This is a genomic window from Marinicauda algicola, from assembly GCF_017161425.1.
Lineage (GTDB): Bacteria > Pseudomonadota > Alphaproteobacteria > Caulobacterales > Maricaulaceae > Marinicauda > Marinicauda algicola.
This window is the reverse complement of record NZ_CP071057.1, coordinates 1,060,352-1,079,732: the sequence shown is the minus strand read 5'-3', so window position 1 is coordinate 1,079,732 and position 19,381 is coordinate 1,060,352. Positions and strand designations below refer to the sequence as shown.

Below are 19,381 nucleotides of genomic sequence, written 5' to 3'. Positions count from 1 at the left end.
CTTTTTTCCAATCATGAGGGTTATTCGTGCGTCGATTGCCGGGGGTGGCGAACCTTGATTTCCACTGTGAAACCGGCATGGTCCGGCGGCAACGGGTTCGGCGTGGCTCGCGTTGGACAACAAATCTTTTTCGATAACTGACTTCGAGGACAATCACGCATGTGCGGCATTGCGGGTGAAATCCGCTTCGACGATTCCCTTCCCGAACTCGGCAAGCTTCAGGAGGTGGCCGAGAGCATGAACCGGCGGGGCCCCGACGCCGCCGGCCTGTTCTCCCAGCGCCGGACCGCCTTCGCGCACCGCCGCCTGAAGATCATCGACCTCACCGACGCCGCCGAGCAGCCCATGGTGGACGGCGAGCTCGGCCTGTCGCTCGTGTTCAACGGCTGCATCTACAATCACAAGGAACTGCGCGAGGAGCTGGAAGCCCAGGGCTACAAGTTCTTCTCGAACGGCGACAGCGAGGTGATCCTGAAGGCCTATCACGCCTGGGGGGAGGACTTCGTCCAGCGCCTGAAGGGCATGTTCGCCTTCGCCATCACCGAGCGCGATACCGGCCGGCTTCTCGTCGGCCGCGACCGGCTGGGCATCAAGCCGCTCTATTACAGCGAGGGCGAGGGCTTCTTCCGCTTCGCCTCGGCGCTGACCGCGCTCACCCGCTACGACGATATCGACAAGAGTCTCGATCCCGAGGGGCTGTCCTTCTATTTCAGCTTCCACGCCGTGGTGCCGCCGCCCTGGACGATTGTGAAGGGGATCAGGAAGCTTCCCCCCGCCACGCTGATGCGCATCGAACCGGACGGGCGCAGGCAGACGCGGCGCTACTGGGATGTCGACTACAATCCGAAGGATCACGAGCGCGGCTATCGCTACGAGGACTGGAAGGACCTCGTGCACACCGAGCTCCGGCGCGCGGTCAAGCGCCGCCTGGTCGCCGACGTGCCGGTCGGGGTGCTGCTTTCCGGCGGGCTGGATTCCTCGCTCATCGTCGGCCTGCTCGCCGAGGCCGGCCAGTACGGCATCAAGACCTTCTCCATCGGTTTCGAGAGCGTCGGGGAGGAGCGCGGCGACGAGTTCCAGTACTCCGACATCATCGCGAAGCATTTCGGCACCGATCACAAAAAGATCGAGATCGACACCGCGCGCACGCTGACCGAGCTCGACGCGGCGATCGAGAACATGTCGGAGCCGATGACGAGCCATGACTGCATCGGCTTCTTCCTGCTGTCCGAGGAGGTGTCCAAGCGCGTCAAGGTGGTCCAGTCCGGCCAGGGCGCGGACGAGATCTTCGCCGGCTATCACTGGTACCCGCCGATGCTGGACACCAACGATCCGCTCGGCACCTACGCCAAGGCCTTCTTCGACCGCGACCGCTCGGAGATGGGCGAGATGCTGCAGGAGCGCTGGCTGACCGGGCGCGACCTGCCGCGCAAGTTCGTCGAGGAGCATTTCGCACGGCCCGGCGCGGACCGGCCGATCGACAAGGCGCTGAGGATCGACACCCAGGTCATGCTGGTCGACGATCCGGTCAAGCGCGTCGACAACATGACCATGGCCTGGGGGCTGGAGGCGCGTGTGCCCTTCCTCGATCACGAGCTCGTCGAGGCCGCCGCGCGCGTGCCCGCCGAGCACAAGACCGCCCAGGGCGGCAAGGGGATCCTGAAGGATATCGGCCGCGAGGTGATCCCGAGCGAGGTGATCGACCGGCCCAAGGGCTATTTCCCCGTTCCGGCCCTGAAATACCTGCGCGGGCCCTATCTGCAGAAGGTGCGCGACGCGATCTCCTCGGAGTCCTTCGCCGGCAAGGGTATCGTCAACCCGGCCTATCTCGACCGGCTTCTGCAGAGCCCGGAGGAGCACATCACCCCGCTCAGGGGTTCGAAGCTCTACCAGATCGGGCTGCTCGCCATGTGGCTCGAGACCCACGGTCTCTAGGAAACGGGGAGCCCCGCCTTGAACCCGAAGAAAACCTCAGATCAGCCGCGCAAGGCGCAGGCCGTCCAGCATCGCCTGAAGCGCATGCGCGACCAGGCGATGAAGGACCCGGTCACCAAGGGCGAGAAGCGCTATGCCGAGCGCGTGGACACCAATGCCGTGCTCGATTGCGGCTGGGGGCGCCTGATCTTCGGGCAGACCTTCACCGATCCCCAGGCCCTGGTGGACTGCCTGCGCGAGGAGCAGCCCCAGCGCCGCGACATCGCCTTCTACATCCGCGATCCCCACGTCGTGCTCGCCGCCGCGCCCCAGGAGGTCTTCCTCGACCCCTCCCATACCTTCCGGCTCGATCTGGCGACCTATCGCAGCTCGAAATCGCGCCCGCGCGGCTATTTCATCCGGCGCCTGGCGTCGGAAGCCGACGCCACCGCGGTCAACCGCATCTACGAGACCAACCACATGGTCCCGGTGGAGCCCGACTTCTTCTGGCGCCAGCGCGACAGCCGCACGCTCAACTATCTCGTCGCCGAGGACAACGAGAGCGGGGAGATCATCGGCACGGTGACCGGCGTCGATCACGAGCGCGCCTTCGCCGATCCGGAAAAGGGCTCCTCGCTGTGGTGCCTCGCCGTGGAGCCGACGACCCAGCATCCCGGCGTCGGCGAGGCGCTGGTGCGCCGGCTGTCGGAGCTCTTCCAGGCGCGCGGCTGCGCCTACATGGACCTCTCCGTGCTGCACGACAACGAGGGCGCCATCGCGCTCTACGAGAAGCTCGGCTTCAGGCGGGTGCCCTTCTTCACCCTGAAGCGCAAGAACGTCATCAACGAGAAGCTCTTCATCGGCTCCCCGCCGGAGGAGGAGCTGAACATCTACGCGCGCATCATCGTCGACGAGGCGCGCCGGCGCGGCATCGGCGTCGAGGTGCTCGACGCCGAGGGCGGGTATTTCCGCCTCAGCTATGGCGGGCGCTCGGTGGTGTGCCGGGAATCGCTCTCCGACCTCACCACGGCCATCGCCATGAGCCTGTGCGACGACAAGTCGGCGACGCGCCGCCTGATGGAGCGGGTCGGCGTTCCCGTCCCGAAGCAGATCAAGGCCGACGAGGAGGACGAGGAGGCGCTGAAGGACTTCCTCGAGGCGTGCGGCGAGGTCGTCGTCAAGCCGGTGCGCGGCGAGCAGGGCCGCGGCGTGGTCGTGGGCATCGACAATCTCGAGGACTTCAAGGCCGCCATAAAGAGCGCCCGCTCGGTCAGCCCGGAAGTGATCGCGGAGGAGTTCAGTCCCGGCGAGGATCTGCGCGTCATCGTCATCAACGACCAGGTGGTCGCCGCCGCGATGAGGAAGCCGCCCGAGATCGTCGGCGACGGCAAGAAGACTGTGAAGGACCTGATCCAGCGCCTGTCGCGCCGGCGCGAGGCGGCGACGCAGGGGGAGTCGAGAATCCCCCTCGACGAGGAGACCGAGCGCATCGTGCGCGCGGGCGGCCACGAGATGGACGACGTGCTGGACGAGGGCGAGCGCCTCAGGGTGAGGAAGACCGCCAACCTGCACACCGGCGGCCAGCTCGTCGACGTCACCGACGATCTTCACGAGGCCATCGCGGAGAGCGCGATCAAGGCGGCGCGCGCGATCGACATCCCGGTCGTGGGCGTCGACTTCATGATCGACGCGCCGGACCGGGAGCGCCACGTCTTCATCGAGGCCAACGAGCGCCCGGGGCTGGCCAATCATGAACCTCAGCCCACCGCGGAGCGTTTCATAGACCTGCTGTTTCCGCTTTCGATCAAGGGCGACGCCAGGGAGGGCCGATCTTGAGCCGCATCGACGACACCTACATCAAGGACCTGCTCGAACGCCTGGTGAACCGGCCGAGCCCGACGGGCTATACCGACGAGATCACCCGGATGTGCTGCGACGAGCTGTCCGAGCTCGGCATTTCCTACGACATCACCCGGCGCGGCGCGATCCGGGCCAAGATCGAGGGCGAGAATTCCCAGCCCGCCCGCTCGATCATCGGCCATATCGACACTATCGGCGCGCAGATCAAACGCCTGAAGGAGAACGGGCGGATGAGCGTGGCCCCGATCGGCACCTGGTCGCCCCGCTTCGCCGAGGGCGCGCGCTGCACCATCTTCACCATCGACGAGGGGGCGTTTCGCGGGACCATCCTGCCGTTGAAGGCCTCCGGTCACACCTTCGGCGACGAGGTGGATACCCAGGAGGCGAGCTGGCAGAATCTCGAGGTCCGCGTCGATATCCGCGTCGAGGACAAGGCCGATCTCGAGGCGGCCGGCTTCAATACCGGCGATTTCGTCGCCATCGACCCGCAGCCCGAATTCCTCGACAGCGGCTATCTCGTCACCCGCCATCTCGACGACAAGGGGGGCGTGGCGGCCATGTTCGCGGCGATGAAGTCGCTGAAGGAAAGCGGCGCGCGCCTGCCGGTCGACGTGTATTTCCTCTTCTCCATCACCGAGGAGGTCGGCCACGGGGCCACCGGGGTGCTGACCCAGGACATCGCCTCGATGATCGCGATCGACAACGGCACCGTCGCCCCCGGCCAGGAAAGCCGCGAGTTCGGGGTGACCATCGCGATGGGCGACCGGGTCAGCCCGTTCGACTATCACCTCACCCAGAAGCTGATCCGGCTGTGCAAGGAGAACGACATCGAGTTCCAGCGCGACCTGTTCCGCTATTACCGCTCGGACTCCGCCTCCGCGATCGAATCCGGCGAGGATGTGCGCACGGCGCTCGTCACCTTCGGCATCGACTCCTCCCACGGCTGGGAGCGCACCCACATCCACTCCCTCCACTCGGTCGCCCGCCTGATCTGCGCCTATTCCACCTCCGAGGTGGAAATCCCGCGCGACAAGGAGGATCTCGGCGATATCGAGGGCTTCACCGAGCAGCCCATGGAGCGCCACAAGGACGAGAAGTGGGAAGGCAAGGACGAGTCCCCGGACCGCCCGAAGAAGGAGTAGGGGTGACGCTCTAGGGCTGGTGGGCGGTGAACCAGGCTGCGGCCAGCGCGTCGCGTTCCTCGGCTCGCCCGGTCAGGACATGCCCTTCCTGTGGCATGATGATCAGCTCGTGCGGGCGGCCGTGACGCTCCAGCGCCGCGGCAAGGCGCACCGCGTGCGCCGCGGGAACCGCTTCGTCCTGTCCGCCATGCATGATGAGGATGGGGATATCGATCTCTTCCGGCCACGCCACGGCCGAGCGCCGGTATGTGATCGCCGCCCGGTTCTCCTCGAAATCGGGCCAGATCACCGGCATCACCGGCGCCCATTGCGGATCGCCGGCCAGTGCATCGAGATCGGTGAAGCCCCCGTAGACCGCGGCTGCAAGCGCGGGGAAGTCGTCGCGGATGGCCTGATAGACCATCATCGCGCCGCGGGATTCTCCGTAGAGATAGATGCGCGAGCTGTCGGCCGCGCGAAGCTCCGCGATGACGGGCAGGAGATTGAAGAGATCGGCGAGATCGCTGCCGCCCATTTCATCGCTGCCCGGCGCGCCCCCGCTGCCCCGGTACATCGGGGCAACCACCAGGAAGCCCTGCTCGGCGAGGCGATGAGCCTGCACGAGAAGCTCTCCGGCGAAGCTTTCGCGCACCCAGCTGCCCCGGTTGAACACCACGACCGGTCTTGCCTCGTGCGCAGGAGCCGAAGGGCCGTATACGTAGGCGAAGACCTCCAGCCCGTCGCTGTCGTAGGCGATCTTCTCCATGCGATACCGGCTGTCGGCGCGCGCGGCCTCGTAGGCGGCTCTGCCGGCATACAGGTGAAGGTTCTCTATCTGTTCGAAAGGGGGCAGGGCGACGGGCTGAGCGCTGCTCTGCAGGAGAGCGAGAAGGCCGGCACAGGCTGCGTTGATCGGCGCGAGAAACGATATCATCTCTAGCATCCCATTGCCGGGGGTCGACTGAAAGGATGCGGCGCGCATCGCGAACGGATGCATGCACTCGATGTGAAGTTCGCTCTTGTATTAGCACGCTAACACGCTATATCGCCCTCTCGAACACGAGAGGAGGCAGCCCATGGCGGCCGGACTGGACAGGAGCGCGCCCGGAACCGGGGCCTCGAACGCGGACGATGTCGCGGCGCTGTGCGAGGCGCTGCTCGCGCTGAAGACGCGCGACGAGATGCGCCGCTTCCTGATGGACCTGACGACGCCGGGCGAACTGTCCGCGCTCGCCGAGCGCTGGCAGGTCGCCCTGATGCTCGACGAGGGCGGCAGGTCCTACCGCGAGATCAGCGCCGAGACCGGGGTGAGCACCACCACGGTGACGCGCGTTGCCCGCTTCCTCGCCCACGAACCCCACCAGGGCTACCGCCTGGTCCTCGACCGCATCAAGGAGACCGGCCGATGAGCGCCGACCGTCTGACGCTCGCCGTCCAGAAGAAGGGCCGCCTGTTCGAGGGCAGCGAGGAACTGCTCAAGCGCGCCGGCGTGAAACTCGCCTATGCCCGCGACGCGCTCCTGCGCCGCTCGGAGAACATGCCGCTCGACATCATGTTCATCCGCGACGACGACATACCGAACTTCGTGGCCTCCGGCGCCTGCGATTACGGCATCGTCGGGGAGAACGTGCTCTACGAGCTTGCCGAGCGCTCCCAGCGCGTGGCCGGGCTCGAGGTCGCGCTGAAGCTCGGCTTCGCGCGCTGCAAGCTGAAGCTCGCGGCGCCGAAGGACGGCCCGATCGCCCGCGTAGAGGACCTTGCCGGCAAGACCATCGCGACGAGCTATCCCGGCCTCACCCGCAAATTCCTCCAGGAGCGCGGCGTGGACGCGGAGATCATCGAGATGGGCGGCTCGGTCGAGGTCGCGCCGCGCATGAACATCGCCGACGCGATCTGCGATCTCGTCTCCACCGGTGCCACGCTGGAGGCCAACGGTCTGGTCGCCTTCGAAACCGTCCTGGAAAGCGAGGCCGTGCTGATCCGCGGGCCGAAGGCGGCGGTCAACGGCGCGGCCGAGACGGCCGAACTGCTCATCGACCGCTTCCAGGGCGTCATCGCCTCGCGCCAGACGAAATACATCCTCCTGAACGCCCCGAAGGACCGGCTCGACGAGATCCGCGCCATCCTGCCCGGTTCCGACGCCCCGACCGTCGCCCAGATCGTCGGGCGCGAGGATGTCGTCGCCGTCCATGCCGTGTGCACCGAGGCGGTGTTCTGGTCGACCCTGGAGCGCCTCAAGGCGGCGGGCGCGCGCTCCATCCTCGTCATGCCGATCGAAAAGATGATGGCCTGATCATGCTCGAACGCATCGACTGGAAAAGCGCCGACGCGGCCACACGCAAGCGCGCGCTCTCGCGTCCGAGCGAGAGCGGGGAAGCCTTCGAGGCCGCGCGCCGCATCGTCGAGGAAATCCGCGTCGAAGGCGACGCCGCCGTGCGCCGCTGGGCCGAGAGGCTCGACCGGTGGGCGCCGGACAGCTTCCGTGTCGCTCAGGCCGAACTCGACGCCGCCGAAGCCGCGCTCGCCGAGGGGGATCGCGAGGCGATCCTTGCCGCCGCCGGCGCCGTGCGCCGCTTTCACGCCGAGCAGGGCTACCGGTCCTACGAGGTGGAGACCTGGCCGGGCGGGCGGGCCGAGCGCCGCGTCACCCCGATCGACGTCGCCGGGCTCTACGTGCCCGCCGGCACCGCGCCGCTGGTCTCGACCCTCGTCATGCTCGCCGTGCCCGCCCGGCTTGCCGGCGTGCAGCGCATCGCGGTCATCGCACCGCCGAGGAAGGGGCAGGGCGTCGAGCCGACCCTGCTGGGTGCCGCGAAGCTGCTGGGGCTCGACGAGGTCTATGCCATAGGCGGCGCGCACGGGGTCGCGGCGCTGGGCTACGGCGTGGCGGGCCTTCCCAGGGCCGACCGCATCTTCGGGCCGGGCAATGCCTATGTCGCCGCGGCCAAGGCCATTCTCGCCCAGAGCGCGGGCGGGGCGGCCGCCGACCTGCCGGCGGGCCCCTCCGAGGTGATGGTCGTCGCCGACGCGACGGCCGATGCCGAACTCGTCGCCTCCGACCTCCTCAGCCAGGCCGAGCACGATGCGCTGACCCAGGTCGTCCTCGTCGCCTTCTCGAACGACTTCGTCGACCGGGTCGAGATCGAGCTGGAAGCCCAGCTCGCCGGCCTGCCCCGCGCCGGGATCGCCCGGGCCGCGCTCGCGAACAGCCGCGCCCTGCTCGTCCAGGACGAAGACGCGGCGGTCGAGGCCGCCAACGCCTATGCCGCCGAGCACCTCATCGTGCAGACCGCGAACCCGCGGGCCCTCGCGGACCGCGTGCGCCATGCCGGTTCGGTCTTCCTGGGTCCGTGGACGCCGGAGGCGGCCGGCGACTATGCCGCCGGGCCGAACCACTCCCTGCCGACCGCCGGCGCCGCGCGCGCCTATGGCGGCGTGACGGTGGAGATGTTCCAGAAGACCACCACCGTGCTCGAGCTTTCCCGCGAGGCCGCGCGCGCCATCGCCCCGACGGTGGAACGCCTCGCCGCGCTGGAAGGCCTCGATGCGCACCGCATCGCGATGAAGCTGCGCCGCGACAGGGCGGAGGCCGGACGATGAGCGGGTTTCTCGATCTCTCCCTTTCGCCCGAGGCCACCGCGGGCCGGGCAGCGGCCGATCTCGCCGCACGCTTGGCCGCGCTTCTGGCCGTCACGCCCGAGCGCATCGTGCTGGCCACGAGCCCGCAGGCCGCGCGCCGCGCGCTCGGCGAGGCCGGGCTCGATCTGGACGAGGACTTCTCCGGCGCCGGCGTGCTCGCACTGGATGAACCCTCGACCGGGGGATGCGTGCTCTACCGGCTCGGTCCGGACGCCGCCCCGCTCGGCGCGGTGCTCTGCGCCGACGCGGCCGAGGCCGAAGCGCTGCGCGCGCGCCTTCCCGGCGTGCCGCTCGCGCTGGTCGATGCCGGCCTGCAGGCGCTCGCGCCGGGCGCCCGCGTCAAGGCGCGGGCCGATCGCGAGGAGCGCGACCGTGTCCTCGAACAGGTTGCGGCGATGCTCGCTGGTCAGGACGGGGTCGAAACCGCCGCGGTGAACGAGGCCGGCCTGCGGGTCGCGGCGCGCGACGACGCGGTGCTCCACGGCCTGGGACTGAGGCTCGAACCGCGCGACGGCGCCTTCATCGCCCATATCCCAGACGCCGCGACAGCCCGCGCGCTCGCCGCCCATCTCGGCGTCTCGCTCTCGGCGCGCACGGCCTCCGTCCGGCGCACGACCAAGGAGACCGATATCGCGCTCGCGGTCGATCTCGACGGGGAGGGGGCGAAGGTCTCCACCGGAGTTCATTTCTTCGACCACATGCTCGAGCAGATCGCCCGTCACGCGGGCATCTCCCTCACGGTGAGCTGCGAGGGCGATGTCGAGGTGGACGCCCACCACACGATCGAGGACGTGTGTCTCGCGCTCGGCGACGCGCTGCGCACCGCGCTCGGCGACAAGCGCGGCATCGGCCGCTTCGGCTTCGCCCTGCCGATGGACGAGACGCGTGCGAGCGTGTGGATCGACCTCTCCGGCCGGCCCTATTTCCGCTTCGACGGCGAGATTCCCGGCGAGCGCGTCGGCGATTTTCCCGTCGAGATGTGCCCGCACGCCTTCCGCTCGATCTCCGAGACCCTGAAGGCCTCGATCCATGTCGAGGTCGACGGCGAGAACGCCCACCACATGATCGAGTCCTGCTTCAAGGCCTTCGGCCGCGCGCTGCGCCAGGCCGTGCGCGTGGAGGACGAGGCCCTGCCCTCGACCAAGGGGGTGCTGTAGATGACCACCGCCATCATCGATACCTCCACGGCCAATATCGCCTCGGTGCGCTTCGCGCTGGAGCGCCTGGACGCGCCCTACGTGCTCGCCCGCGATCCGGGCGAAGCAGCACAGGCGGATCGCCTGATCCTGCCCGGCGTCGGCGCGGCCGGACCCGCGATGGCGCGCCTGGATGCGCGCGGGTGGAGCGAGATGCTGCGCCGGGAGGACCGCCCGGTGCTCGGCCTGTGCCTCGGCATGCAGCTCCTGTTCGAGCACTCGGCCGAGGGCGATGTGGATCTCCTGGGCCTCATCCCCGGACGGGTGGAGAAGCTCGATCCGGGTTCGGACGGACCCTGGCCGCACATGGGCTGGAACGCGCTGACGCATCTCGCCGCCGACGAGGCGCTGCTTGCCGGGATCGAGGAGGGCGAGCGGGTCTATTTCGTGCACGGATTCTACGTGCCCGCGGGCGAACACACGCGGGCCCGATGCCGTTACGGAGCGGACATCACCGCGATCGCGCGCTCCGGAAATGTCGCGGGCTGCCAGTTCCACCCGGAGCGATCGGCCGAGGTCGGCGCGCGCATTCTTTCAAATTTCATAGCGAGTTAGAGATGATTCTTTATCCGGCGATCGATGTTCTGGACGGGCGCGTCGTGCGCCTGGAGAAGGGCGATTTCAACGCGGTGACCGATTATGGCGGCGATCCGGTCGCCGTGGCGCAGGGCTATCTCGACGCCGGGGCGGACTGGCTGCACATGGTCGACCTGTCCGGTGCCCGCGACGGGGCGCGCCGCCAGGGCGCGCTCGTGGAGAAGATCGCCCGGACCGGCATCAGGGTGCAGACCGGGGGCGGGGTGCGCAGCGAGGCCGATGTCGCGCAGATCCTCGATGCCGGGGCCGAGCGCGCCGTGGTGGGCAGCGTCGCGGTGACGAGCCCGCAGACCGTCATCGGCTGGCTCAACCATTTCGGCGCGGACCGCATCACCGCGGCCTTCGACGTGCGCATCGTCGACGGCACGCCCTATCCGGCGGTGAAGGGGTGGACGGAAACGACGCCGACCCCGCTCGGCTCCGTGCTCGAGGCCTATCGCCGGGCCGAGCTGACCCACGCCCTCGTCACCGATGTCGGACGCGACGGCATGCTGGAAGGGCCCAACACCGATCTCTACCGCGACCTCGCCACCGCGCGTCCCGACCTGCGCTGGCAGGCCTCCGGCGGGGTGTCGAGCCTGGACGACCTGAAGCGGTTGAAGGCCGCCGGCGCGGCCGGCGCGGTGATCGGCAAGGCACTGTTCGAAGGCCGCTTCACGCTTCAAGAGGCGCTGTCATGCTAGCCCGGCGCATCATCCCCTGCCTCGACGTCAAGGACGGCCGGGTCGTCAAGGGCGTGCGCTTCCGCGACCACGCCGACATGGGCGATATCGTCGAGCTGGCGACGCGCTACTCCGAGGAAGGCGCGGACGAGCTCGTCTTCTACGACATCGCGGCCAGCCCGCAGGAGCGCTCGGTGGAGCCCGAATGGGTGAGCCGCGTGGCGCGCGCCATCGACATTCCCTTCGCGGTCGCCGGCGGCATCAGGAGCGTCGAGGACGCCCGCGCGCGCCTGTTCGCCGGGGCCGACAAGATCTCGGTGAACACCCCCGCGCTGAAGAACCCCGATCTCGTCGACGCGCTCGCGCGCGAGTTCGGATCGCAATGCGTGGTCTGCGGCATCGATTCCCGCGTCATCGACGGGCAGTGGCGCATCCACCAGAACACCGGCGATCCCGACAGGACCGAGGTGAGCCACCGGCGCACGCTGGACTGGATCGCCGAGGTCGTCGACCGCGGCGCGGGCGAGGTGGTGCTGAACTGCATGGACCAGGACGGGGTGCGCGAGGGCTATGATCTCGACCAGCTCGCCGCCGCGCACGCGGTCTGCTCCGTGCCCCTGATCGCGTCCGGCGGGGCCGGCGCGAAGGAGCACTTCGCCGCCCTGTTCGAGCGCTGCGATGTCGACGGCGCGCTTGCCGCGAGCGTCTTCCACAAGCAGATCATCGCCATTCCCGATCTCAAGGCGTATCTGGACAAGCAGGGCGTGGAGGTCCGGCTGTGAGCCTCGATTGCGAAAGCCTCGACTTCGACAAGCAGGGCGGGCTCCTCCCGGCCATCGTCCAGCATGCCGTCACCGGCGAGGTGCTCATGCTCGGCTACATGAACGCCGCCGCGCTCGAGAAGACGCAGGCCACCGGCAAGGTCACCTTCTTCTCCCGCTCTAAGGACCGGCTCTGGACCAAGGGCGAGACCAGCGGCCACACGCTCGACCTCGTCTCGCTTGCTCCCGACTGCGACCGCGACGCCCTGCTGGTGCGCGCCCTGCCCAACGGGCCGACCTGCCACACCGGCACGAAGTCCTGCTTCGGCGAGGCGCCGGGCCCGGACATCGCCTTCCTCGGCGAGCTGGAACGCATCATCGCCGCGCGCGCCTCGGCGAGTCCTGAGGAGAGCTATACCGCCCGCCTGATGGCGAAGGGCCTCTTGAAGATCGCCCAGAAGGTCGGCGAGGAGGGCGTGGAAACCGCGCTCGCCGCCGTGGGCGAGGACGACGCCGCCCTCACCGGCGAGGCGGCGGACCTCATCTTCCACCTCCTCGTCCTGCTCAAGGCGAGGGGGCTGTCGCTGGCCGACGTGGTGCAGGTCCTGGAGGGACGCCATCGGGGGTAGGCGGCCAAGCCCCTACTGCACCTTTCCCTGAACCCCGCGCGAGCCATGGCGGGAAAGCCTTCCTATACTGAACCCGAAGCCGAATCAGAGGGCCGGGTATGGGCGAGCAGTTCACCGCCGAGGGCGGACGCATCTTCGACGAGAGCTTCGAGCAGGCGCTGAGCTCGCGCTATCTCGCCTATGCGCTGTCCACCATCACCCAGCGGGCGCTGCCCGATGCGCGCGACGGGCTCAAGCCCGTCCACCGCCGCCTGATGCACGCCATGCGGCTCCTGAAGCTCGACCCCGATGCCGGCTTCAAGAAATGCGCGCGCATCGTCGGCGACGTCATCGGTAAGTACCACCCCCATGGCGACCAGTCGGTCTACGACGCGCTCGTGCGCCTGGCCCAGGACTTCGCCCAGCGCTACCCGCTCGTCGACGGGCAGGGCAATTTCGGCAATATCGACGGCGACAACGCGGCGGCCTACCGCTACACCGAGGCGCGCCTGACCGAGACCGCCAAGCTGCTCCTGCAGGACATCGAGAACGGCACGGTCGATTTCCGCGCGACCTATGACGGCGAGGACGAGGAGCCCCTGGTCCTGCCCGGCGCCTTCCCGAACCTGCTCGCCAACGGCTCGTCGGGCATCGCGGTCGGCATGGCGACCAACATCCCGCCGCACAACGCGGCCGAGCTGTGCGACGCGGCGCGCCATCTGATCAAGGCCCCCAACGCGCGCACCGAGACCCTGCTGAATTACATCCAGGGGCCGGACTTCCCGACCGGCGGGGTGTGCGTGGAAGACAAGGCGGCGATGGCCGAGGCCTACGAGACCGGCCGCGGCGGCTTCCGCCTGCGCGCGCGCTGGACGACGGAGGATCTCGGGCGCGGCACCTGGCAGATCGTCGTCACCGAGATTCCCTACCTGATCCAGAAATCGCGCCTGGTCGAGCGCATCGCCGCGCTGATGGAGGCCAGGAAGCTCCCGCTCGTCGCCGACATCATGGACGAGTCCGCCGAGGACATCCGCCTCGTCATCGAACCGAAGAGCCGCACGGTCGACCCCCAGCTCCTCATGGAGTCCCTGTTCAAGGTCACCGATCTGGAGGTGCGCTTCGCGCTCAACATGAACGTGCTCGACCCGCGCGGCGCGCCGCGCGTGATGGGCCTGCGCGAGGTGCTGCAGATCTGGCTCGACCACCGCCGCGAGGTCGTGGTGCGCCGCTCGCGCACGCGCCTTTCCAAGGTGGAGGACCGGCTGGAGGTCCTCGGCGGCTATGTCGTCGCCTATCTCAATCTCGACCGGGTGATCGAGATCATCCGCAATTCCGACGAGCCCAAGCCCGAGCTGATGGCGGAGTTCGGGCTGACCGACCGCCAGGCCGAGGCCATCCTCAACATGCGCCTGCGCAGCTTGCGCAAGCTCGAGGAAATGGAGATCCGCACAGAGCAGGACAAGCTGGAAGCCGAGCGCGGGGACCTCCTCGAACTCCTCGACAGCGAGGAGAAGCAATGGATGAAGGTCGACGCGGAAATCGCGGAAGTGAAAAAGACTTTCGGTCCGAACACCGAACTCGGAAAGCGCCGCACCACGTTCGCCGACGCCCCCGATGCCGACATCGCGAGCGCGGTCGAGGAGGCGCTGATCGCGCGCGAGCCGATCACCGTGGTGCTCTCCAAGATGGGCTGGATCCGCGCGCTGAAGGGCCACCAGGACGATCTCTCGGGCCTCAAGCACAAGGAGGGCGACGAGACGCTGTTCGCGGTCAAGGCCGAGACCACGGACAAGCTCGTCCTGTTCGAGACCGACGGGCGCTTCTACACGCTCGACGCCAGCAAGCTGCCCGGCGGGCGCGGCTTCGGCGAGCCGCTGCGCCTGATGATCGACATGGAGGAGGACGCCGCGCCCATCGCGCTGATCCGCCACGATCCGGGGCGCAAGCTCCTCATCGCCTCCACCTCCGGCCACGGCTTCGTGGTGCAGGAGAGCGAGGTCACCGCCGTCAAGCGCGGCGGCAAGCAGGTCTTGAACCTCCTGCCAGGCGCCGAGGCGATGAAGGCGATCCCGGCGGACGGCGACCGCGTCGCGGTGCTGGGCGAGAACAACAAGCTCCTCGTCTTCCCGCTCGCGGAAATCCCGGAGATGACGCGCGGCAAGGGCGTGCGCCTGTTCGGCGGCAAGGGCGGGGAGATCGCCGATCTCACGGTGTTCTCATCCCAGGAGGGCCTCACCCGCATCGACGGCGCGGGGCGCCGCCACGAGGTGGAGGGCTGGCAGCTCTACGAGGCCAAGCGCGCCCAGGCCGGGCGCATCGCGCCCAAGGGCTTCGGCAAGGCGAAGAGCTTCGATGCGCGCCGGCCGTGAGAGGCGTGACACGCGCCGCCGAACGCGACTAAGGTCCGGCTCACGGTCTTGAAGGGAAGGGACAGGAATGGACGCGGGACTGGTCGTTCTCATTCTCCTGATCATCGCGGCGGTCGTCGTCGCGCTCGTCTACAACCGGCTCGTGGCGCTGCGGCAGACCACGCGCCAGGCCTGGGGCGATATCGACGTGCAGCTCAAGCAGCGCCACGATCTCGTGCCCAATCTGGTGGAAACCGTGAAGGGCTATGCCACGCACGAGAAGGAGACGCTGGAAAAGGTCGTGCAGGCCCGCCAGCAGGCGGTCGACGCCTCCGGGCTGAAGGACCAGGCCCAGGCCGAGAACCTGCTCTCCGGCGCCCTGCGCCAGCTCTTCGCCCTCGCCGAGAGCTATCCCGACCTCAAGGCCAACACCAACTTCCTTGCCCTGCAGAACGAGCTCGCCGATCTGGAGAACAAGATCGCGGCGGCGCGGCGCTTCTTCAACAACGCGGTCGCCGAATACAACACCGCGATCGAGCAATTCCCGGCCGTCCTGCTGGCCGGCCCGTTCGGCTTCAAGCGCGAGGACTTCTTCGAGGTCGCCGCCAGCGAGCGCGCCCGGGTCGAGGCGGCGCCGAGCGTGAAGTTCTAGCGGGCGGCCTCGCTCCGTCCCGCCATCCCGGCCAGCCATGGGCCGAGCCGGGATCTCGCGGGGCAGCCGCAGGAGCCGCGGCCCGGGGGATGCCGGATCCCGGCTCTGCGCGCTGCGCGCTCCGGCCGCGATGACGAGAACGGGAACCTGCAGGCCATGACGCCCAGCACCGGCCTTCGCACCCATATCTGGAACAATAACCTGAAATCGCTCGCGCTTCTGGCGGGCTTTCCGGTCCTGCTGGTGCTGCTCGCCTTTGCCGGAAGCGTGCTCTTCAACGCCGTGGCGCTGGAAGCGGGCACGATCGCGGACGCGCTCTCGCGGAGCGCGCGCGCCCTGCCCGCGATCCTGCCCTTCGCGCTGGCCGGGGCGGGGCTCTGGTTCGTCATCGCCTGGTTCGGCCACCAGGCGATGATCGACGCGATGACCGGGGCGCGGGCGGTGAGCCGCACCGGGGAGCCGGAGCTCTACAATCTTCTTGAAAATCTCTGCATCTCGCGCGGGCTGGCGATGCCGCACCTGCGCATCATCGAGACCAAGGCGCGCAACGCCTATGCGAGCGGACTGAGGGAAGGCCAGTACTCCGTCACCGTCACCCGCGGCCTGCTGGAGAGCCTCGAGCGCGACGAGATCGAGGCCGTGCTCGCCCACGAGCTCAGCCATATCCGCCACAACGACGTGCGCCTCCTGGTGATCTCGGTGATCTTCGTCGGCATCATCTCGGTCGTCGCCGAAATCCTCGCGCGCGGTCTGTTGCGCGGCTCTCTCTCGCGCGTCGGCGGGGCGCGCCGGGGCAGGGGCGGCAATGCCGCCGTTCTGATCCTCATAGGGCTCGCCATCGTGGCGCTGGCCTATGTCCTGGCCATCGTGATCCGCTTCGCGCTGTCGCGCCGGCGCGAGTTCATGGCCGATGCCGGGGCGGTGGAGCTGACCAAGAATCCCGACGCGATGATACGGGCGCTGCAGAAGATTTCCGCCGCGCCGGAGATCGCGAAGGCCCCGAAGGAGCTGCGCGCGATGTTCCTCTACGACCGCGAGACCGGGTTTGCCGGGCTCATGGCGACCCACCCCCCGATCGAGGCGCGCATCGAGGCGCTGGTGCGCTATGGGGGCGGGCGGGCCGAGCCGCCGTCCGGCTCGGTGCCGGCGGTCTAGCGAGCGCTTGCGCCGTCCTCGTCCTGACCGGAATCCGTCTCGATCGTGCCGCCCACCGCTTCCTCGTCCTGGAGGCTCTCGTCGATGGTGATCGCGTCGGCGCGCTCGACCAGCAGCGGGGCGTAGGACTGGGCGTAGATATACCAGACCGAGATGAACAGCGCGGCGATGACCGGGCCGATGATGATGCCGATCGCGCCGAACAGGGTGAGCCCGCCCACGGTGGAGATCAGTATCAGCAGGTCGGGCATCTTGGTGTCCTGGCCGACGAGGATCGGGCGCAGGATGTTGTCGAGCACGCCGACGAACAGCGCGCCGTAGATCACCAGCCCGATCGCCGCGCCGATCTGCCCGTCGAACCAGAGAAAGGCCGCCGCCGGGGCCCACACCAGCGGCGGGCCGACGAGCGGGATGATCGAAAGCGCCGCGGTCACCGCGCCCCAGAAGGCGGCACCGGGTATCCCGGTCACGGCGAGCCCGATCCCGACGAGCGTGCCCTGCACCACGGCGATGACGAAGGTGCCCTTCACCGTCGCGCGGATGGTCGACAGGGCGCGGCGCACCAGCAGGCGCCGGTCTTCGCTCGGCATCGGCAGGAGGTTGACCGTGTTGGCCGCCATCGCCCGCCCGGAGATCAGGAAGAGATAGAGGGCGAAGAACAGCACGATCGCGTCCAGCAGGAAGCCGAGCGTGCCGCCCGTGGCGCGGGTCAGGGAATTGACCACGAAGGTCCCCGCCCGCGAGGCGAGGTCGCCGAGCTGGCTCGTGAGCTCGGTCTGGTAGCGCGCGATCATCTCGCGGAAGGGCAGCCACTCGGGCAGGCCCTCCATGCCTTCCTCGCGGATCGCGCTGACGTGCTCCTGGATCCAGGGGATCGCGATCTGGGACACTTCCACCGCCTGGCGCGCGATCACGAAGGTGGCCGCCGTCAGCGGCAGGACGATGACCAGCGCGGCCAGGATCATGACGATCGCCGCCGCGGGCCGCGCCCGTCCGCCGAACAGGTTGGTGAGCCGGCGCTGGACCGGCATCAGCAGCAGCGCGACGACGGCGGCCAGGAACATCACCGCGAGGAAGTCGCGGATCATCCACAGGAAGACGGCCGAGACGAGCAGCGCCAGGATCACGATGAAGCCGCGCTGCAGCATCAGGCGCTCCGACGCGGTCTTGGCCTCCGTGGCCGCGCGCTTCTCGTCCTCGCTCATGGTCTCTCCCGCGGTTCCTTCTGGGGCCGCACTGTTATGCCGGGTCTACGCCGCACGGCCAATCGGGTTCCGCCGGCTTCCGCTCTCACCCGTAGAGCTGGTTCGGCAGCCAGGTCGCGAGCCAGGGCATCAGCACGATCAGCAGGATGGCGACGAGCTGGATGATCACGAAGGGCATCGCGCCGCGATAGATCGCGCCGGTCGTCACCTCCGGCGGGGCCACGCCTCGCAGGTAGAACAGCGCGAAGCCGAAGGGCGGGGTGAGGAAGCTCGTCTGCAGGTTCAGCGCCATCAGCACGCCGAGCCAGACCGGATCGACGCCCATCATCAGCAGGACCGGCGCGACGATCGGCACGACCACGAAGGTGATCTCGATGAAGTCCAGGAAGAATCCGAGCAGGAACATCACGATCATCACCGCGGCGAGCGCGCCGAACACCCCGCCGGGGACCGCTTCGAGCGCATGTTCGACCGCCGCGTCGCCGCCGAGCTCGCGGAAGACGAGGGAGAACAGCGAGGCGCCGATGAGGATCACGAAGACCATGGCCGAGATCTGCGCCGTGGTGGTCATCACCTCGTCGAGCACGCCCGTGGCATTCAGCCGCCACAGCGCCAGGCCGGTGCCGGCGACGGCGAGCGCGACGAGGGCGAAGGCGAGCGTCATCGCCGTGCCCGGACCTGCGGTGCGCAGATCGACGACCAGCACCGAGCCGATGAGGGCGATGAGGGCGAGGGCGGAAAGGGCGATGACGGAGCGTCCGCGCCCGGGATTGGTCTCGGCCCCCGCATTGCGATAGCCCGCGAGCAGGGTGGCGCCGAGCGCGCCCACGCCGGCCGCCTCGGTCGGGGTGGCGAGGCCGGACAGGATCGAGCCCAGCACCGCGACGATCAGGATCAGCGGCGGCACGAGCGCGCGCAGAAGCGCGCCCCAGGAGAGCTTCAGCTCCTCCTTCGGGATCGCCGGCGAGCCCTTCGGATTGATGGCCGCCATCACGAGCTGGTAGCCGACATAGACCAGCACCAGCACGATGCCGGGGATCAGCGCCCCGGCGAAGAGATCGCCGACCGAGACGATGTCGGGCGAGAAGATCCCCTGCGCGCGCTGGGCCTCCGAATACGCGCCCGAGAGCTGGTCGCCGAGCAGGACGAGCACGATGGAGGGCGGGATGATCTGGCCCAGCGTGCCCGCCGCCGCGATCGATCCCGATGCGAGCGCCGGGTCATAGCCCCGGCGCAGCATGGTCGGCAGGGACAGGAGCCCCATCGTCACCACGGTCGCGCCGACGATCCCCGTCGACGCCGCGAGCAGCGCGCCGACGACCACTACGGAAATCCCCAGCCCGCCGCGCAGCGAGCCGAACAGCGCGCCCATCGCCTCGAGCAATTCCTCGGCGACGCGCGATTTCTCCAGCATCACGCCCATGAAGACGAAGAGCGGGACCGCGACGAGGATCGCCTTGTCCATCTCCATGATGTTGCCGTAGATGCGCTGCGGGAAGGCGCGCAGGTGGATCGGATCGAAGATCTCGAGCGCCGCGCCGATCAGCGCGAAGACGATGCCGACGCCGGCGAGCGTGAACGCCACCGGATAGCCGCGCAGCAGCGCGACGAAGGCCAGCACGAACATCGCGAAGGGCAGGAGTTCGTAGAACAGGTCCATGGC

At 68.7% G+C, this 19,381-nt stretch carries 17 protein-coding genes; 14 read left to right on the top strand and 3 right to left on the bottom strand.

Annotated elements, in window-relative coordinates; translation table 11 throughout:
• Positions 1 to 159 precede the first annotated feature (159 nt).
• The 3 genes from JW792_RS05360 to JW792_RS05350 all read left to right on the top strand — a co-directional run bounded on the left by JW792_RS05360 (position 160) and on the right by JW792_RS05350 (position 4,916).
• Positions 160 to 1,935, top strand: coding sequence for an N-acetylglutaminylglutamine amidotransferase (locus JW792_RS05360; RefSeq protein ID WP_135996677.1), 1,776 nt, complete (start codon positions 160 to 162; stop codon positions 1,933 to 1,935).
• 84 nt (positions 1,936 to 2,019) lie between these two features.
• A complete protein-coding gene (ngg, locus tag JW792_RS05355) occupies positions 2,020 to 3,750 on the top strand; it encodes an N-acetylglutaminylglutamine synthetase (RefSeq protein ID WP_135997007.1) in 1,731 nt (576 codons plus the stop codon).
• Positions 3,747 to 4,916: an osmoprotectant NAGGN system M42 family peptidase gene (locus tag JW792_RS05350; RefSeq protein WP_135996679.1), complete on the top strand. Its 1,170-nt coding sequence runs from the start codon at positions 3,747 to 3,749 to the stop codon at positions 4,914 to 4,916. Before ngg ends, JW792_RS05350 begins: the two co-directional genes overlap by 4 nt.
• Positions 4,917 to 4,926: 10 nt before the next feature.
• On the opposite strand, the gene JW792_RS05345 is transcribed toward JW792_RS05350, so the two are convergent.
• Positions 4,927 to 5,829 carry an alpha/beta hydrolase family protein gene (locus tag JW792_RS05345; RefSeq protein WP_158291634.1) on the bottom strand — a complete coding sequence of 301 codons (903 nt, stop codon included), beginning with the start codon at positions 5,827 to 5,829 and terminating at the stop codon, positions 4,927 to 4,929.
• A 142-nt stretch (positions 5,830 to 5,971) separates the two neighbouring features.
• On the opposite strand from JW792_RS05345, the gene JW792_RS05340 reads away from it, so the two are divergent.
• The 11 genes from JW792_RS05340 to JW792_RS05290 all read left to right on the top strand — a co-directional run bounded on the left by JW792_RS05340 (position 5,972) and on the right by JW792_RS05290 (position 16,513).
• Entirely contained in the window at positions 5,972 to 6,304 is a 333-nt protein-coding gene (locus tag JW792_RS05340; protein WP_135996683.1) for a YerC/YecD family TrpR-related protein, read from the top strand.
• Positions 6,301 to 7,188, top strand: a complete 888-nt coding sequence (gene hisG, locus JW792_RS05335) for an ATP phosphoribosyltransferase (RefSeq protein WP_135996685.1) — start codon at positions 6,301 to 6,303, stop codon at positions 7,186 to 7,188. The genes JW792_RS05340 and hisG overlap by 4 nt, the downstream gene beginning before the upstream one ends.
• A gap of 2 nt (positions 7,189 to 7,190) precedes the next feature.
• A complete protein-coding gene (gene hisD / locus JW792_RS05330) occupies positions 7,191 to 8,495 on the top strand; it encodes a histidinol dehydrogenase (protein WP_135996687.1) in 1,305 nt (434 codons plus the stop codon).
• Complete coding sequence (gene hisB, locus JW792_RS16935) at positions 8,492 to 9,691, top strand: imidazoleglycerol-phosphate dehydratase HisB (protein WP_241095066.1); 1,200 nt, start codon at positions 8,492 to 8,494, stop codon at positions 9,689 to 9,691. Before hisD ends, hisB begins: the two co-directional genes overlap by 4 nt.
• Positions 9,692 to 10,285: an imidazole glycerol phosphate synthase subunit HisH gene (gene hisH, locus JW792_RS05320; RefSeq protein WP_135996689.1), complete on the top strand. Its 594-nt coding sequence runs from the start codon at positions 9,692 to 9,694 to the stop codon at positions 10,283 to 10,285.
• A gap of 2 nt (positions 10,286 to 10,287) precedes the next feature.
• Positions 10,288 to 11,010, top strand: a complete 723-nt coding sequence (locus tag JW792_RS05315) for a 1-(5-phosphoribosyl)-5-[(5-phosphoribosylamino)methylideneamino]imidazole-4-carboxamide isomerase (RefSeq protein WP_135996692.1) — start codon at positions 10,288 to 10,290, stop codon at positions 11,008 to 11,010.
• On the top strand, positions 11,004 to 11,771 hold the full coding sequence (gene hisF / locus JW792_RS05310; RefSeq protein ID WP_135996694.1) for an imidazole glycerol phosphate synthase subunit HisF: 768 nt from the start codon (positions 11,004 to 11,006) through the stop codon (positions 11,769 to 11,771). The genes JW792_RS05315 and hisF overlap by 7 nt, the downstream gene beginning before the upstream one ends.
• On the top strand, positions 11,768 to 12,379 hold the full coding sequence (hisIE, locus tag JW792_RS05305; RefSeq protein ID WP_135996696.1) for a bifunctional phosphoribosyl-AMP cyclohydrolase/phosphoribosyl-ATP diphosphatase HisIE: 612 nt from the start codon (positions 11,768 to 11,770) through the stop codon (positions 12,377 to 12,379). Before hisF ends, hisIE begins: the two co-directional genes overlap by 4 nt.
• Positions 12,380 to 12,477: 98 nt before the next feature.
• Positions 12,478 to 14,727, top strand: a complete 2,250-nt coding sequence (gene parC, locus JW792_RS05300; protein ID WP_135996698.1) for a DNA topoisomerase IV subunit A — start codon at positions 12,478 to 12,480, stop codon at positions 14,725 to 14,727.
• 67 nt (positions 14,728 to 14,794) lie between these two features.
• Positions 14,795 to 15,358, top strand: a complete 564-nt coding sequence (locus JW792_RS05295; protein WP_135996700.1) for a LemA family protein — start codon at positions 14,795 to 14,797, stop codon at positions 15,356 to 15,358.
• A gap of 156 nt (positions 15,359 to 15,514) precedes the next feature.
• Entirely contained in the window at positions 15,515 to 16,513 is a 999-nt protein-coding gene (locus JW792_RS05290; protein WP_135996702.1) for a M48 family metallopeptidase, read from the top strand.
• On the opposite strand, the gene JW792_RS05285 is transcribed toward JW792_RS05290, so the two are convergent.
• Together JW792_RS05285 and JW792_RS05280 are read right to left on the bottom strand one after the other, a co-directional pair.
• Positions 16,510 to 17,718 (bottom strand): AI-2E family transporter, encoded by a 1,209-nt coding sequence (locus JW792_RS05285; RefSeq protein ID WP_135996704.1) that lies wholly within the window; start codon positions 17,716 to 17,718, stop codon positions 16,510 to 16,512. The genes JW792_RS05290 and JW792_RS05285 overlap by 4 nt on opposite strands.
• 85 nt (positions 17,719 to 17,803) lie before the next feature.
• Positions 17,804 to 19,378 (bottom strand): TRAP transporter large permease, encoded by a 1,575-nt coding sequence (locus tag JW792_RS05280; protein WP_135996706.1) that lies wholly within the window; start codon positions 19,376 to 19,378, stop codon positions 17,804 to 17,806.
• Positions 19,379 to 19,381: the final 3 nt, after the last annotated feature.